This is a genomic window from Niallia tiangongensis (assembly GCF_044704065.1).
In the GTDB taxonomy this organism is placed as follows: Bacteria; Bacillota; Bacilli; order Bacillales; family Cytobacillaceae; genus Niallia; species Niallia tiangongensis.
On record NZ_CP162613.1, the window covers coordinates 4,834,230 to 4,851,332 of the forward strand.

A 17,103-nucleotide genomic window follows, 5' to 3' on the forward strand; every position below is an offset into this window, starting at 1 on the left:
AAAATGAGTGATTACTCACTTTACAAACTGTTTTTTCTATCGTAATATACGAAGTGAGTAATCACTCACAAACTTAGAAAGGTGGTCTTTTCATGATTGTACCATCCATTGTTTCTGTTAAAAATCTTTCCAAATCATTTGGAAAAAAACGAATTTTAGATGCTATCGATTTACAAGTTTATCCTGGCGAAATTTTAGGATTGCTCGGTCCTTCCGGAGCTGGAAAAACAACACTTGTAAAAGAGATTATTGGTTTAGATTTACCTAATAATGGTTCTATTCATGTATTGGATGAAAAAATGCCAAATCTGAACATAATGGAAAAAATCGGATATATGGCACAAGCGGACGCTTTATACCAAGATTTAACCGCTAGAGAAAATCTTGATTTCTTTGCTAGATTATATGGATTAAAAGGAATAGAGAAGAAAAATAGAATCGAAAGTACTGCCACTTTAGTAGAGTTGTCTGAACATCTTTCCAAGCCTGTATCCCAGTATTCAGGGGGAATGAAAAGGAGATTATCTATTTGTATTGCGCTGTTAAACAATCCAAAACTACTCATTTTAGATGAGCCTACAGTTGGGATTGATCCGATTCTTCGAAAAGCTATTTGGCAAACCTTTAACAAGCTTAAAGAAAACGGGACATCGATCATTGTAACTACACATGTCATGGATGAAGCAGAAAAATGCGATCGGCTAGGGATGATAAGAAATGGTCAACTTATTGCTATCGATACTCCAAGCAACTTGATGAGTAACTGTAATGCACAGACAATGGAAGAAGCATTCTTATATTATGGAGGTTTAGCAAATGAGAATTAATGCCTTAGTATTACGCATTATGAGACAATTCTACCGTGACAAACGAACCCTTGCATTGATGATTTTAGCTCCTATTCTCATATTAACTTTAGTAAATCTAGTTTTTAATGGGGATGACTATGAAACAAAAATAGGGTTAATTAATGTGCCTGAGCCCATTGGTGCAGCTTTTGAAAAAGAAGATTTACGTACCTCTATCTTTAAATCTGAAGCAACAGCAATAGCCTCGTTAAAGGCTGGGGACATCGATGCTTATTTCGCTGTAGAAAATGGAAAGACCAAATTAATGGTAGAAGGAAGCGATCCCTCCATTAGCAAAGCAACAATAGCAAAGATACAGGAAGCCATGCAAAGTCTATCTCCTAATGAAGCAGCAATTGATGTAGACGCACTTTACGGCTCTATTGATATGAAACAATTTGATGCATTCGGTCCTATTTTACTTGGATTTTTTGCATTCTTCTTTGTTTTTCTAGTAGCCGGTGTATCCTTTTTAAGAGAAAGAACAACGGGAACGTTAGAGCGATTGCTTTCGAGCCCTATTAGAAGATGGGAGCTTGTTCTCTCCTATATCATTGGCTTTGGTTTATTCACAATGGTGCAATCAGGAATCATCGTCCTTTATTCGGTTTATGTACTTCATATGTCAAACGCTGGTTCCATTTTATATGTGTTATTAATTACGTTACTATTGGCATTAGTAGCACTTACATTAGGAATTCTCCTATCGTCCTTTGCCAATAATGAATTACAAATGATTCAATTTATTCCGATTGTCGTTGTACCACAAGTATTCTTTTCTGGATTATTCAACTTAGATACGATATCTTCTGCAATTAGTTGGATTTCTTACTTAACTCCTCTATATTATGCAGCAGATGCCCTGCGGGAAGTAATGATTCGCGGCAACGGGTTTATGGAAATAGTAGGATCTCTCAGTATATTGCTTGGCTATTCCATTGTCTTGATGATTATAAATATCTTTGCATTAAAAAAATATCGCAGTATCTAGGTTATTACATTTTTTCTTCGCAATCCTATATAATTAGAGTAGATTGTATGGATAAAGGAGTTTCCTATGAACAATAGCGAAAATATATTAGAGATTATTTTAAAAGAAGAACAATCGATAACAGATAAACAGAAAAAAATATTGATAGCTGCCATTGATGCGTTTTCTGAGAAAGGATATGCAGCAACCTCTACTAGTGAAATTGCAAAAATGGCAGGTGTGGCAGAAGGGACAATCTTCCGTCACTACAAAACGAAAAAAGATTTACTGCTCACCCTTCTCTCTCCACTATTAAGCACACTAATTGCACCAAGAGTGATTAAGGATTTTGACAAAGTATTAAATGTTTCTCATCATAACTTTGAAGATTTTCTACGCGCAATTGTAAAAAACAGAATGGAATTCCTGCAAAAAAATAATACATTATTTAAAATTTTGATACAGGAAATCCCCTTTCATGATGATCTCCGTGAAACGTTTAAAAATCAGATTGCGGTGAAAATCTTTGGACGTTTTCAAGAAATCATGGAATCCTACAAAGAAAAAGGGGAAATTATTTCCATTCCTTCTTCCAGTTCGGTACGTCTAACAGTTACTTCGATTTTCGGTTACTTTATCGCTCGTCATATCCTGCTTCCCGATATAAAGTGGGATGATGAAGAGGAAATCGAACGGACCATACAGTTTATTCTTTATGGATTAAAACCTCGTGAATAGGCAATTTTTATAAAAAAAAACGGTGGATGAACTCATTTATACCAAGTTCATCCACCGTTTTTTTGACTATCAGCAAAAAGAAGCTGTTGCCGCTTATTCCTCTAATGCTTTTCTAATCGCTTGAGCGACGCCACTTTCTTCGTTTGTTCCTGTCACAAAATGACATTGGCGTTGAATATCTTCCACTGCATTTCCCATTGCTACCGCTCTGCCTGCCTTTTGAAACATGGAAACATCATTATAATTATCCCCAATTGCCATCGTATCAGAAAGAGAAATATCGCGGGCATTCACAAATTTCTCTAGAGCAACCCCTTTTTGTGCATGAACAGAAGTAATTTCTAAGTTCTCCTTCCCTGAAGCACTTATTGCCACACCTTCTAGCTTAGTCAACTCTTCTCTAACATTACCTAAAACGATTGGATCAAAATGGAATGCTAATAATTTATAAACAATCTGGTCATCATCTTCAAATAATTCTTCATAGCTATCTAATTGGTGAATAACCGCTAATCGTTCCTCTGCCGCTTTTTTAATCTCTTCCATATCCTTAACATGACCACTCACAGTGAAAATATCCATAATAAGGGATTTAGCAACTGTTTTATCTACCGTATACGTCCCTCTATTCGTGTATACCTCATAATATACTTGATGTTTATGTAAAATTTCAGCAATCTGTCTCGCCAGGCCTTTACTTAATGGGTTCGTATCTACGATGATATGCTCATTCGTTCTTATTTCTGCCCCATTTGCACAAATCATCGGTGTGATAATTCCTGCATCCTTTAAAAGATCTCCTGCTTCTTCATATGCACGGCCAGTAGCAATCACTACTTCTACGCCCTTGCCTTGCGCATATTTAATAGCTTCCCGATTTTCTTCTGTAATTTCTTGCGTGGATGTTAATAACGTACCATCCATATCAATCGCTATGCATCTAATCATCTAAACACCCTCAAATCTTTTATTCATCTTGATTATTTTCGAATTTTCTTACTCCTGTATCATCATAACATGAAAGAACAAGCAGCAAAAGGAAGAGAACTTTAAGAGATGCTTGTCTTTTTGTAAATTATTTTGCGCCAGCTAGTTGTGTATGAGGCAGGTTTTAGGAGCTCAAACAACTTTATTTGCGACTTTCTCACTTTTACTTGCAACTTCCTACCCTTTACTTGCAACTTCCGCACCTTTACTTGCGACTTCCTACCCCTTACTTGCAACTCCTACCCTTTGCTTGCAGCTTCCTCCCCCTTACTTGCAGCTTCCGCACTTTTACTTGTTACTTGCGACTTCCTACCCTTTGCTTGCAGCTTCCCCACTTTTGCTTGCGACTTCCTACCCTTTACTTGCAACTTCCTCCCCCTTACTTGCAGCTTCCGCACCTTTACTTGCGACTTCCTACCCCTTACTTGCAACTCCTACCCTTTGCTTGCAGCTTCCCCACTTTTACTTGAGACTTCCTACCCCTTACTTGCAACTCCTACCCTTTACTTCCAGCTTCCGCACTTTTACTTGCAGCTTCCTCCCCCTTACTTGCAACTCCTACCCTTTACTTGCAGCTTCCGCACTTTTACTTGCGACTTCCTACCCTTTACTTGCAGCTTCCGCACTTTCCTCATTACCATTCCTACTATACCCATCCCCTATTTTGTCATTTCTGTGAACGAATATGTGAACATTTTTCAAACAATGAGTGAAGTTTACCGCAAACAATCAAAATTTCATTATGATATATCTATCATTCACCTAAAGGGGACGATCGGAAAAGCAAATCTGTTTAAAACCTTTTATAACAATGTTTATCGACGTTTTTCAACATCTAATTACATAGGAAGAGCACCAAGAAAATGACATTTCCAGCAGTTATTAAAGCTTCCTATATAGCATCAAGCTTGTTCATATTCATCTTACGCAATGATTTTTATCGCTTTTGCGAACAATAAGATTCACAATTCTATTCAGAAAAACAAAAAAAGGAGGAGAAATCCATGGATATGCTTTTTCTATCGCGTTTGCAATTTGCTTCGACGACCATTTTCCACTTTCTATTCGTTCCTATTTCTATCGGTTTAGTATTTATTATCGCAATCATGGAATCTTTTTATGTGAAGACCGGAAATGAAGAATACAAGAAAATGGCTAAGTTTTGGGGCAAACTATTTTTAATCAACTTTGTTATTGGTATTGTTACAGGGATTCTACAAGAATTCCAGTTTGGAATGAACTGGTCCAATTATTCACGCTTTGTAGGGGACGTATTTGGTGCACCGCTTGCCATTGAAGCATTGCTTGCCTTCTTTATGGAAAGTACCTTTATCGGATTATGGATATTCGGTTGGGATCGTTTATCGAAAAAAGTTCATTTGGCCTGTATTTGGTTAACTGCATTTGGAACAACTGTTTCTGCCTTCTGGATTTTAGTAGCGAATAGTTTTATGCAACGTCCAGTCGGTTTTGAAATTAATAATGGTCGAGCAGAAATGAATGATTTCTTCGCTCTTATTACAAACGGTCAGGTTCTTGTGGAATTCCCTCATACAGTATTTGCTGCACTAGCTACAGGAGCATTTTTAGTTTGTGGAATTAGTGCTATTAAATTATTAGGAAAAAAAGATGTGGATTTTTTTAAAAAATCCTTTCAAATCGGTATTACAGTTGCCTTAACTTCAACTTTCTTAACACTTGTTGCAGGGCATGCCCAAGCACAATTTTTAGTAGAAACGCAACCAATGAAGATGGCAGCAAGTGAAGGACTATGGGATAGAAGTGAAGATCCAGCACCATGGACTGTTTTTGCCAATATCGATGTAGAAAACAAACAAAATAGCGCCGAATTAAAAATCCCTTATCTATTAAGCATTCTTTCTTATAACACATTGGATGGAAGCGTAAAAGGGATGAACGAGCTTCAAGCAGAGTATGTGCAAAAATATGGGGAAGGTGATTATATTCCTCCTGTCAAAACTACTTTCTGGAGCTTTAGAATAATGGTTGCAGCAGGAGTATCCATGATTCTCCTCGGCATATATGGCGTATATTTAGCATGGAAAAAGAAATTAGTCGCTAAGCCAAATAAATGGTTCTATCGCTTAATGGTAGCAGGAATATCTCTTCCTTTCATTGCCAATACTTCTGGATGGATTATGACGGAGATTGGGAGACAGCCATGGACCGTTTTCGGATTAATGACAACAGCAGATAGTATTTCTCCAAGTGTTTCAGCAGGGCAAGTCTTATTCTCCATTATTGCATTCTGTACTATCTATGCAGTATTAGGTGCAATCATGGTTTATCTATATGTAAAAGTTATTAAAAAAGGGCCATATATGATGGAAAAAGAAGATACAAAAGTAACGAATGACCCGTTTGCGAAGGAGGGTTTCCATGCTTGAGTTAAATGTTCTATGGTTTATTTTAGTCGCAGTTTTATTTATCGGGTTCTTCTTCTTAGAGGGTTTTGATTTTGGTGTCGGGATGTCAACAAAGCTTTTAGCCAAAAATGATATAGAAAAACGGATTCTCATTAATTCGATTGGTCCTTATTGGGACGCTAATGAGGTATGGTTAATTACTGCAGGCGGCGCTATGTTTGCAGCATTTCCTCATTGGTACGCTACGATGTTCAGCGGATTTTATACACCACTTGTAGTTGTTTTATTAGCACTTATCGTTCGGGCAACGGGCTTTGAATTCCGTGCAAAAGATAGCCACCCAACATGGAAAAAAGCATGGGATGCTTGTATTTTCTTAGGCAGCTTCCTTCCTCCACTATTATTCGGAGTGGTATTTGCTTGCTTCATGCAAGGTTTGCCAATTGATCAAAATATGGAATTAAACGCAGGATTCTTTGATGTTGTAAACTACTATACGTTAACAGGCGGTCTTACTGTGCTCGTCCTATGCCTTGTACATGGATTAGTATTCACCACATTACGAACTGTCGGTGATTTGCAAGAAAGAGCACGTAACTTAGCTCAAAAACTTTTACCTTTACTAGGTATATTATTAACACTGTTTTCTGCCTTAACGTATATCAAAACAGATATTTTCCAAGAACGTGGCTTAACCCTTTCCTTTATCTTCTCATTAGGGGTTATTGCCTTTGTAGTTGGCGGATTCTTTATTTCCAGAAAAATGGATGGATGGGCTTTCGGAATGACTGGTGCGGTTATCACCTTATCCTTTGCCTCTATTTTCATCGGCTTATTCCCTAGAGTAATGGTTAGTTCTATAAATGATGCTTTTAGCTTAACGATTCACAACGCAGCTTCCGGCCACTACTCCTTAAAAGTAATGACAATTGTAGCTTTAACTCTACTGCCATTCGTTTTAGGTTATCAGATTTGGAGCTATATTGTTTTCCGGAAACGTATTACTGAAAAGTCCCATTTAGAATACTAATGGACAAAAATCTAGTAAAACTTAATGGAATTAAGCCGATACTCACCCTTATTGGAATATTAACAATTGTAGAAGGAGCTGCTATTATTCTGCAGGCCAAATGGCTTGCAGAAATAATAGCCTCTTTATATAACGGAAACACCTTTCAAGAGCAGTATGTAAAAATCATATTGTTCTTATTAGCTTTTTTAGGACGACACTTCTTGCACACCATTCAGCAAAATATCGCGACCACGTTTGCTGAAAAAACAAGCAAGGAGCTTCGTTTTCATTTGATGCAAAAACTCTTTGAACTTGGTCCTAAATACACAAAAAAACAAGGCAGCGGGAACATTGCCACACTTGTCCTTGAAGGAGTAGCCCAATATAGAACTTACTTGGAGCTTTTCTTACCAAGAATGCTTGCTACAGGGGTTATCCCTGGCATGATTATACTATATGTATATTGGAATGATTGGCTCTCAGGTGTAATTTTAACAGTTACAATGCCGATTTTAATCATTTTTTTAATACTCGTTGGCATGGCAGCCAGCGGCCAAATGAATCGCCAGCTAGCAACATACAAAATATTATCTAATCATTTCTTAGACTCTTTAAGAGGATTAGAAACACTTAAATTTTTAGGAAGAAGCAGACAGCATAGCGGAAATATCGAAAAGGTTAGTGAACAATATCGAGGAGCAACGATGAAAACATTGCGATTAGCGTTTTTATCCTCCTTTTCCTTAGACTTCTTTACCTCACTTTCCGTTGCAGTTGTCGCTGTAAATTTAGGTTTACGCTTAATAAATGGCGATTTAGTGTTATTACCTGCTTTAATGATTCTTATTTTGGCACCAGAATTCTTTCTACCAGTGAGAATGGTTGGAGCAGATTATCACGCAACATTAGATGGAAAGGAAGCTGGAGAAGCGATCCAACAGATTATTCAACTTCCAAACCATGAACAGAGAACTGGGCAATCTATTTCTCTAGGCGACAAACCCTCCCTTACATTTCATGATGTTGCATTTCAACATCGTCCAGAGGAAGCAGTAACCTTAAGAAATCTTTCTTTTATGATTGATGGTTATAAAAAAATTGGCATTGTCGGTGAAAGTGGAGCAGGTAAGTCTACTCTTATTGACCTGCTAAGTGGTTTTTCAAAGCATTGTGAAGGGACCATTTCTTTAAATGGTGATGCAATTTCTAGTCTAATGGCAGATGAATGGAGACAGCTTACTACGTATATCCCACAATCTCCTTATATCTTTAGCATGACCTTACGAGAGAATATCGCTTTTTATCAACCAGAAGCTACGGATGAAGAAATTATCCAAGCATTAAAAGCAACTGGTTTATATGACATTTTCACTACCTTCCCTAATGGTCTAGATGAGGTACTAGGTGATGGAGGAAGGAATTTAAGTGGTGGGCAAGAACAAAGAATCGCTTTAGCGAGAGCCTTTTTAACGAATCGAAAAATCATGCTCTTAGATGAACCTACTTCCCATTTAGATATTGAAACCGAATTTGAATTAAAGGAAACGATGCTGCCACTATTTAAAGAGAAGCTAGTATTCCTTGCAACACATCGGCTTCATTGGATGAAGGACATGGACTATATCTTCGTTATGGATGAGGGCTCAATTGTAGAAACAGGCACACATGAAGAATTAATAGCAGCCAAAGGTTATTATTATAAGCTATTACAGCAGTAAGGAGGAGCTCAATTGAATGAAAATAAATGGATTTTCCCATTTCTAAAAGCAAATAAAAGCCGTATTATCTTAATTCTTTTTTTGAGCATCCTTGCTTTACTTACAGCTGCGATGCTTACCTTTACCTCTGGCTATCTTATTTCTAAATCAGCCATTCCTGTTGAAAATATTCTAATGGTTTATGTGCCGATTGTTGGTGTAAGAACGTTTGGTATTAGCCGGGCTGTGTTTAGCTATTTGGAAAAGTTGGCTGGTCATCATACCGTCCTGCGCATTTTATCAAAGATGCGCATAAAGCTCTACCGAATTTTAGAACCACAGGCTTTATTTTTAAAAAGCAGATTTAAAGTCGGCGATATGCTAGGTATTCTTTCTGATGATATTGAGAAACTACAAAATATTTATTTGCGGACTATTTTCCCGACTTTTGCAACAATGGTATTATATATCATCGTTGTCTGTGCAATTGGCATTTTGGATGTTCCTTTCGCTTTCCTTATGGCACTATATTTAGGATTGTTATTATTCATTTTCCCTGTTTTCTCTTTGGTGCTTATGCGCAAAAAACAGAGAGCATTTAAACAAAGAAGAAATGGACTCTATCAAAAACTAACAGATAGCATATTAGGAATGAGCGACTGGGTGATTAGCGGTCGTTCCAAAGGCTTTATAGAGGAGTACGAAAAAGAGGAAGCGATTGTTTCACGGATTAATCATCAGCTTGTTCAATTTACTCGTTGGCGCAACTTTGCTTCCCAAGCAGTTGCTGCTCTTATTATCCTTTCTCTCGTATTCTGGTCTAGCCAGCAATATTTAGAAGGAAATATACCCGTTACCTTAATTGCTGCTATCATTCTTGTTGCTTTACCAATTCTTGATGCTTTTTTAGTCGTTTCTGACGCATTTGAAAAGCTGCCTGCTTATCAAGATTCTCTAGCCAGACTTAGAAAACTAGAAGTACCAGTGCAGAAAAATGCAAATAATCGTCCGGCAATCCAAACCGATAAGGTGGATATTCAGGTTAATCAAATCTCTTGCCGCTATGATCGAGAGCAAGCATTATCTCTATCGAATGTAAGCTTGGACATTCCACAGGGGAAAAAAATTGCCCTAATTGGACGTAGTGGTGCTGGTAAGTCCACCTTACTAAAGTTACTACAAGGAGTTATCGAGCCAACAGCAGGTAGTGTAACATATAATGGTGAATCAGCTGCTTCCTTTCAAGCAGATACCTCTTCCATTATTTCTGTACTCAATCAAACACCTCATCTGTTTGCTACGACGCTGCGAAATAATATTTTACTTGGCGTGGAAGAAGCTACGGAGGAAGAACTAGCAAAAGCCATTAAATTGGCTCAATTAGAGGATTTGGTTTCATCTTTACCGAACGGTTTGGATACTTTTATGGAGGAAACTGGACAACGCTTTTCTGGTGGAGAGAGGCAAAGAGTAGCACTAGCAAGAATTTTGCTACAAAAGACTCCTATTGTCCTTATGGATGAACCAAATGCGAGTCTTGATCCAAAGACAGAAAAAGCGTTACTTAAAACAATCTTTTCATCGTTGAATGGAAAAACCATGATTTGGATTACCCACCATCTAGTAGGTGTAGAAGAAATGGATGAAATCATTTTTATGGATCAGGGCGAAATTGTTCTAAGAGGAATCCACCAAGAACTTCTTGAAACAAGTAGCCGCTATCAAAGGCTGTATGCTTTAGACCATCCAGAATTCCATGTGTCATAATAGGAGGCGATCTTCGTTAGAGGATCGCCTATTGTTTTTTATGGTAATGTTTGGAAAATAAAAAGATATGCTATCCATTACCTTGTTACTTTATTATCTTATCGAAAGGACATCGACAGAGAGTACTACCTTTTCCTATAGATTCTCCACATTAACACAAACTTCACTACTACTATGTCGTTACCATTTGCCCTCCATTTACATGAATAACTTCCCCTGTTGCATACATAGAATCATCAGAGGCTAAATAAACATATGCAGGAGCAAGCTCAAAGGGCTGCCCTGCTCTTTTAGCTGGGGAGTCGGTACCGAACTTCATTACTTTCTTCTCCGAGAAGCTTCCCGTAATTAATGGTGTCCAGAAGGATCCTGGCGCAATTGCGTTTACTCTTATTTTCTTCTCTACTAAGGAAAGCGATAATGATCTTGTTAATGTGACTACGGCACCCTTTGTAGCAGAATAGTCAATCAGCTCTTTAAATCCATTGTATGCAGTAATGGAAGCTGTATTAATAATAGAGCTTCCTGCTTTTAAATAAGGAAGTACTGCTTTAATTAAGTAAAAATAAGAAAAAACATTGGTTTTAAACGTATGCTCTAATTGTGCTTTTGAGATATCTAAAATACTTTTTTGTATATATTGAACGGCATGGTTATTGACAAGGACATCAATTTTACCGAAACGCTGCAAGGTTTTTTGTACGACTAAGGCTGAATTTTCTTCTATCGTTAAGTCAGCAGGAAGCAGGAAGCATTCTCCGCCTAGCTCTCTAATCCTCTGTTCTGTCTCCTCTGCATCGCGGTGTTCGTTTAAATATACAATGACTACCTTTGCACCCTCTTTAACGAAAGCATAAGCAGCCGCCCTTCCAATTCCACTATCTCCGCCAGTTATGATAGCGACTTTTCCCTTTAACTTACCGCTCCCCTTATAATTGGGATTTTCAGAAATAGGACGGGGATTCATTACATATTCAAACCCTGGCATTCTATCTTGATGCTGTGGTGGAAATGCAATTGGTACATCCTTTGTTTCTTTTTTATGACCATAATAAGGATATTCTGGATACATTCCTTTCCCTCCTCTAGGCGATTATCATTGATAAGATATGCGCGGAGGAAAAAAAGGTGCCCAGAAACACACTTTTCTGCATATTCAAACTTCTTTAATTTTTATATAATAGATACAAAATCTATTCTGACAAAAGAGGAAACATAAATGAAAAAAAAGTCTATCGGGATATTCCTTGTCCTAACTGCTGCTATTTCATGGGGAGTCTCTGGATCTGTAGCACAATTCTTATTTACTCAAAAACAATTTAGCACTGGCTGGCTTGTATGTATTCGCCTTCTTACTAGCGGCGCTATATTACTGCTTTATTTAGGGTTATCAAAAAACCCAGATATATGGAGTATTTGGAAAAGAAGAGCAAGCGTTGTAAATATACTTATTTTCGGACTGCTGGGGATGGCTGGAGTTCAGTTTACGTATTTTGCAGCGATAGAAAGCAGCAATGCAGCAACAGCAACGTTATTGCAGTACTTAGCACCTGTCCTTATTATTCTTTATACTGCTCTTAACAGGAAAGCTATTCCTCCTTTTCAGCATATAATTGGAATCGTTACTGCTTTACTAGGAACCTATTTTCTTGTATCTGCTGGAAATTTTTCGACCATTTCCATTAAACCTGAAGCTTTAGCCTGGGGATTAAGCTCGGCCTTCTTCCTTGCCCTTTACACCTTACAGCCTGCTCAGCTGTTGAAGGAGTTCGGTTCTACAGTGGTTGTTGCATGGGGAATGGTTCTTGGCGGTCTTGGTATGTCGTTTTTCTATCCGCCTTGGAAGACCGGGGATGGGATATTTTCCTTTTCTTCTATCCTAGCAATCGTATTTGTCATTTTATTTGGTACTTTGATCGCTTTCTTCTGTTATTTAGAAAGCTTAAAGCATTTGGAGGCAGCTGAGACTAGTTTGTTATCATGTGCAGAGCCATTGTCCGCAGCATTCCTTGCCGTTATATGGTTAAAGGTTCCATTTAGTATATTCGAATGGATTGGCGCTTTCTTTATTTTAACCACCATTCTATTGCTTTCTCTTAAGCGTAAAAGCACGACAAGAAAATTGGCAGAAAAGACAATTTAGCAAGTTAAGGGCTCAGCACGAAGATTTTTTATAGTGCATGAGCCGAATAATTTCTTCAATGAATAACCTCTTCCACCTTTGCATCTGTAACCTGGATTAACAGCTCGACATCAATTTCGATTTGAACACCAATCTTTCCTCCGCTAACAATAATCGAGGATTGCTTGTTCACGCTTTTATCTAAGATGGTTTCATATTTTTTCTTCATGCCAATCGGTGAACAACCACCTCGAATATAGCCGGTCATTTTTTGAATATCCTTTACCGCAATCATTTCGATTTTTTTAGCCTTGACTACTTTGGCTGCCTTTTTTAAATCAAGCTCTGCTGCAACAGGGATAACAAATACATAGATTCCTGAGCCGCCATCTTTTACCACAAGTGTTTTGTACACCATTTCTATTTCTTTTCCAATCTTGCCTGCAACGGAAATGCCATCAATTTTCCCATCCTTATTATCATATGTATGAACACTGTATGGAATCTTTTCGGCGTCCAAAATTCGCATTGCATTTGTTTTAGTAATAGCCATGTATAATCTTCCTCTCACAATCGAGTGTAAATACTTCCCTTCTTAAACCTTATCATAACAAAGTGAAAATGAATGTTAAATTATCTCGGAACCAAAGCTTCTTATTCTTCATATAGTAAGGAAAAGTAGAAATTGACTTGTTGGGAGGAAAAAGATGAAACCGACCTATCAAGATGCCCTTGCCTATTTCGGGGTAAGTGGTGCACATCCAGGTGGATTAACGCTAACGAAGTTCTTATTAGAGCAGGAAAAAATCACAAAAGAAACAACACTCCTAGATGGCGGCTGTGGAACCGGCCAAACATCTGCCTATATAAAAAAGAACTATCCTTGTTCTGTGACAAGTATTGACTACCATCCGACTATGGTAAAAAGAGCCAAAAACCGATTTGAAAAAGAAAAGCTTTCCATCCAATTAGTTCAAGGAAGCCTAGAAAAACTGCCCTTTCCTTCCAACAGCTTCGACATTATATTAGTAGAATCGGTGCTTATTTTTACTAATTGCAAAAACTCTCTTGCCGAAGTCAAAAGAGTGCTAAAACCAGGTGGTGTACTGCTTTTGCTAGAGATGACAGCCGAAAGAGCTCTTCATGCAATGGAACATCAGAATATGTGTGAAGTATATGGAATTGAGAAAGTTTATACAGAAAATGAATGGATCCATTTGATGAAGGAAGCGGGATTCCCAAAAGTAGAAGTAAAGCTTGGCCACTCTGTTTTTTCCCATATGATGACAGGAATGGAACCAGAGGACGAAGCAATCGATACGTCTGTGCCCGTAAATATGCAGCTAGAAGGAAAGCTGATGGACCACTCCTATATTCTTTATACGTATGGAAATATAATCGGCTATCGTGTTTATCGAGCTAACCTTTAAGAAGGAAGAGGTTCTCCCATTAAGAGAGCCTCTTTTTATTTCTCCCCCTCTTTTAACAAGGCTTTATGAATCCAAATAGCTGCTTGGGATCCTTCACCCATCGCGATTGTAACCTGTTCAGAATGGGCAACTACATCCCCTGCCGCCCAAACACCATCAATATTTGTCATTTTCGTACGCGGATTTACGATAATGTGATTGTTTTCCATTATTTCGACTCCTAAAGGTACTGCCAGGTCTGACTTTACTTTATTCCCTCCAAATGCAATAAAACTAGAGTGCGCTTCGATTTTCTTTCCATCCTCTAATTCATATCCTTTTATTTGGGAATCTTCTGCTATCACTTGTTTTATTTTTGCTGTAAAAACAGGAATATTCTTTGCGGCCAATTGCTTTTCCAATTTCTCCTCTAAAGCTTCTCCACCATGGTTAATGTATAGTATATCCTTTGTCCAATACATTAAAGTAATTGCCATATTTGCGCCGACATTTCCGTTCCCGATTACAATCGTTTTCTTATCCTTTACTTCATAGCCATCACAATCTGGGCATAAATAGACACTTACTCCTAGACAAGGATATAATTCAGGAAAGGGAGGAATATTATCCATTACGCCTGTTGCAATCAAGATTTTTCGAGAACGGATAATATCTGTTTCTGTTTGAGCAGTAAAGTAATTGCCTTCTTTTTTTATAGCCGTGACGGTGCTTTTAAGAAACTTTACTCCTAGGCCCTCTGCATGTTTTCTTCCTAAGCTTCGCAATTCATCACCGCTCACTCCATTCGGATAACCCAAAATGTTATGATAGCTTTTACATAAAGTAGAGCGGCCATCTTCTGCATCGATAATAAGCACTTCATGCTTGTATCTCCCTAATTGAATTGCTGCCTGTAATCCAGCAATGCCACCGCCAATAATAACGCAATCAAGAATTCTGGTCATCTTCGTTTCCCTTCTTTCCTTTCTAGTCATTTCTTTAGTTTTTACGGGGAATTGATTCTTATTCTTCCTTAACTGATCCATAAGGTAGAAATGAAAAATTAAAAAGGCTATATAAACGGTTTCCCGATTACATAGCCTTTTTTTCTTTTAAGAAATTACTTCTTCTTTAAAGAATTGTGGTAAGTGCTCTTTATGTGCCTCTAGCATTTCATCTAAAATTTGTTTTGCTACTTTATCAGATGGAAGCAACGGGTTGATTGTCATTGCCAGTAAGGCTGTATGATAATTCCCGGTCACCGCTGCTTCTGCCGACACCCTTTCGAAGGATTTAATTTGTTGAACAAGTCCGCGAACTGCTACAGGTAAATCGCCAATAGCAATTGGCTTCGGTCCGTCTTTAGTAATGATACTGCTAATTTCTACTGCTGATTCATCTGGAATACTAGCAATCGCTCCGTTATTTATCGTATTTACCGGCTGGATATCTCTTTTGTCGTTATACATTGAATCAATGAGACTACAAGCAGCATCGCTATAGTATGCTCCTCCTCTTTTTTCTAATTGTGGTGGTTTTATCGCTAAATTCTCATCTTTATAAAGCTCAAATAGTTCTTTTTCTAATTGCTGAACTACCTCAGCACGAGTACCTTGTTCCGCCGCCTCTTCTAGTTCATTTTGGAGCATTTCAGCTTGTTTATAATAATAACGATGGTATCCACAAGGAATAACGCCTAATGCTTTAATAAAATCCGGCTCCCAATCGATGGCTGCAATATTCTTCATCGTATCACTCTTATGCTTCGTCATTTCCTCTAAAAACTCTTGCGTTATATTCTTTCCGTCTAAGTATACATTTAAGCCAAATACCATGTGATTCAACCCAGCAAAATCTACATGTACGCGACTAGATTCTACTTCCAATAGCTTTGCAACTCCCATTTGAATAGAAATCGGTACATTGCATAGCCCAACGATTTTCTTCCAGTTACTATGGCGAAGAACCGCTTCTGTCACCATTCCCGCTGGATTCGTAAAGTTAATGAGCCAAGCATTTGGGCAAAGCTCTTCCATATCCTTTACAATATCCAAAATGACTGGAATGGTTCGTAAACCTTTAAACAATCCACCTGGTCCATTTGTTTCCTGTCCGATCACATTATATTTTAAAGGGATTCTTTCATCCTTTGCACGCGCAGCTAGCAAGCCGACACGGAATTGCGTTGTAACAAAATCAGCATCCTTAAGTGCCTCTCTTCGATCTAATGTTAGATGAATTTCAATCGGCACTCCTGCCTTTTTTACCATTCTTTTTGCCAAATCCCCTACAATACTAAGCTTTTCTTTCCCTTCTGGAATATCTACTAACCAAAGCTCACGAACAGGTAATGAATCATATCTTTTAATAAAACCTTCCACTAGTTCAGGTGTGTAGCTCGATCCTCCGCCGATGGTAACAATTTTAATTCCTTTTCCCAAAACCGATCGCCTTCTTCCTTTTATCTTTGCAACCCCTTACAAAATTAATCATTAAAAAGGCCCGCAAGTGTTTCTTCGTATATAACGTTACCTTCTAATCCATTTTAAGTAAATAGAATCAAGGGGTTTAGGACTTTTTCACACAGAATGGAACGTGTTCCAAAATAGTAACACCATGTTTCAATAGAGATTACAAGGAATAATTTTCTCCATAAAAATGAGGCTGGGACAAAACTAAATCGCCAATCTGTAAAGACGAATAATCTCTAATTTAGCTCTTAAATAAAGGCTACTTTTTCATATTAGTTATTTATGGTTTTAAATATATTCAATTGTAAAAACCAATTCGTTCCATTGCGCTACGGACACTCTATGCGCCGGGGAGGAAGCTGAGCCTCCTCGGCGCGCCTGCGGGGTCTAAAGCGTCCTCTACTTCCCGCAGGAGTTGAGTGTCCTCCGCTCCATTCCACTTCGTTTTTAAAGGCTATTCCCTAAAAAATATTGTTTTCCCAAGAAAAAATAAATTAGTTGGAAGAATGGAGCAGCCTGAATACACGTAGACGCCACTGGGATTAGCGAGACAGTCTGAGACCCTGCAGGCGGAAGCAGACCGCGGCTTTAGCGCGAGCCCCACGGAAAGCGAAGTGTATTCTGACTGCGGGTAATAGCAACAAACTTCATGGAACATCCTTTTTATAAACGAATAAAAAAGCCCAAACGATTAT

At 38.1% G+C, this 17,103-nt stretch carries 15 protein-coding genes; 9 read left to right on the forward strand and 6 right to left on the reverse strand.

Annotated features, from left to right (window positions below; all coding sequences use genetic code 11):
• Positions 1-92 precede the first annotated feature (92 nt).
• The 3 genes from AB3U99_RS22885 (at position 93) to AB3U99_RS22895 (ending at position 2,556) form a co-directional block, all read left to right on the forward strand.
• Positions 93-827, forward strand: a complete 735-nt coding sequence (locus AB3U99_RS22885) for an ABC transporter ATP-binding protein (protein WP_400244158.1) — start codon at positions 93-95, stop codon at positions 825-827.
• Positions 817-1,839 carry an ABC transporter permease gene (locus AB3U99_RS22890; protein ID WP_400244160.1) on the forward strand — a complete coding sequence of 341 codons (1,023 nt, stop codon included), beginning with the start codon at positions 817-819 and terminating at the stop codon, positions 1,837-1,839. Before AB3U99_RS22885 ends, AB3U99_RS22890 begins: the two co-directional genes overlap by 11 nt.
• A gap of 66 nt (positions 1,840-1,905) precedes the next feature.
• Entirely contained in the window at positions 1,906-2,556 is a 651-nt protein-coding gene (locus AB3U99_RS22895; protein WP_400244162.1) for a TetR/AcrR family transcriptional regulator, read from the forward strand.
• Positions 2,557-2,649: 93 nt separating this feature from the next.
• Here the strand turns inward: AB3U99_RS22895 and AB3U99_RS22900 are convergent, their stop codons facing one another.
• The gene (locus tag AB3U99_RS22900; RefSeq protein WP_400244164.1) at positions 2,650-3,504 is read right to left on the reverse strand and encodes a Cof-type HAD-IIB family hydrolase; all 855 of its coding nucleotides are present in this window, start codon (positions 3,502-3,504) and stop codon (positions 2,650-2,652) included.
• Positions 3,505-3,782: 278 nt separating this feature from the next.
• On the reverse strand, positions 3,783-3,911 hold the full coding sequence (locus AB3U99_RS22905; protein WP_400244166.1) for a hypothetical protein: 129 nt from the start codon (positions 3,909-3,911) through the stop codon (positions 3,783-3,785).
• A 636-nt stretch (positions 3,912-4,547) separates the two neighbouring features.
• Between AB3U99_RS22905 and AB3U99_RS22910 the strand changes: the two genes are divergently transcribed.
• Genes AB3U99_RS22910 through cydC form a run of 4 tightly spaced genes read left to right on the forward strand, consistent with a single transcriptional unit; the run spans position 4,548 to position 10,406 of the window.
• Positions 4,548-5,951: a cytochrome ubiquinol oxidase subunit I gene (locus AB3U99_RS22910; protein WP_400244168.1), complete on the forward strand. Its 1,404-nt coding sequence runs from the start codon at positions 4,548-4,550 to the stop codon at positions 5,949-5,951.
• Entirely contained in the window at positions 5,944-6,960 is a 1,017-nt protein-coding gene (cydB, locus tag AB3U99_RS22915; RefSeq protein WP_400244170.1) for a cytochrome d ubiquinol oxidase subunit II, read from the forward strand. Before AB3U99_RS22910 ends, cydB begins: the two co-directional genes overlap by 8 nt.
• Entirely contained in the window at positions 6,960-8,660 is a 1,701-nt protein-coding gene (cydD, locus tag AB3U99_RS22920) for a thiol reductant ABC exporter subunit CydD (protein ID WP_400244172.1), read from the forward strand. Before cydB ends, cydD begins: the two co-directional genes overlap by 1 nt.
• A gap of 12 nt (positions 8,661-8,672) precedes the next feature.
• The gene (gene cydC, locus AB3U99_RS22925; RefSeq protein WP_400244174.1) at positions 8,673-10,406 is read left to right on the forward strand and encodes a thiol reductant ABC exporter subunit CydC; all 1,734 of its coding nucleotides are present in this window, start codon (positions 8,673-8,675) and stop codon (positions 10,404-10,406) included.
• Positions 10,407-10,578: 172 nt separating this feature from the next.
• Here the strand turns inward: cydC and AB3U99_RS22930 are convergent, their stop codons facing one another.
• Positions 10,579-11,478, reverse strand: coding sequence for an SDR family oxidoreductase (locus AB3U99_RS22930; RefSeq protein WP_400244176.1), 900 nt, complete (start codon positions 11,476-11,478; stop codon positions 10,579-10,581).
• Positions 11,479-11,625: 147 nt separating this feature from the next.
• On the opposite strand from AB3U99_RS22930, the gene AB3U99_RS22935 reads away from it, so the two are divergent.
• Entirely contained in the window at positions 11,626-12,549 is a 924-nt protein-coding gene (locus AB3U99_RS22935) for an EamA family transporter (RefSeq protein ID WP_400244177.1), read from the forward strand.
• Between the two features lie 55 nt (positions 12,550-12,604).
• Here AB3U99_RS22935 and ybaK read toward each other — a convergent pair whose 3' ends face one another.
• Positions 12,605-13,081, reverse strand: coding sequence for a Cys-tRNA(Pro) deacylase (gene ybaK, locus AB3U99_RS22940; protein ID WP_400244178.1), 477 nt, complete (start codon positions 13,079-13,081; stop codon positions 12,605-12,607).
• Between the two features lie 154 nt (positions 13,082-13,235).
• Here ybaK and AB3U99_RS22945 point away from each other — a divergent pair, with 154 nt between their 5' ends.
• Positions 13,236-13,958 (forward strand): class I SAM-dependent methyltransferase, encoded by a 723-nt coding sequence (locus tag AB3U99_RS22945; protein ID WP_400244180.1) that lies wholly within the window; start codon positions 13,236-13,238, stop codon positions 13,956-13,958.
• Positions 13,959-13,993: 35 nt separating this feature from the next.
• Here AB3U99_RS22945 and AB3U99_RS22950 read toward each other — a convergent pair whose 3' ends face one another.
• Together AB3U99_RS22950 and AB3U99_RS22955 are read right to left on the reverse strand one after the other, a co-directional pair.
• Positions 13,994-14,902, reverse strand: a complete 909-nt coding sequence (locus AB3U99_RS22950) for an NAD(P)/FAD-dependent oxidoreductase (RefSeq protein ID WP_400244182.1) — start codon at positions 14,900-14,902, stop codon at positions 13,994-13,996.
• Between the two features lie 147 nt (positions 14,903-15,049).
• A complete protein-coding gene (locus tag AB3U99_RS22955) occupies positions 15,050-16,378 on the reverse strand; it encodes a 6-phospho-beta-glucosidase (RefSeq protein WP_400244184.1) in 1,329 nt (442 codons plus the stop codon).
• Positions 16,379-17,103 lie beyond the last annotated feature (725 nt).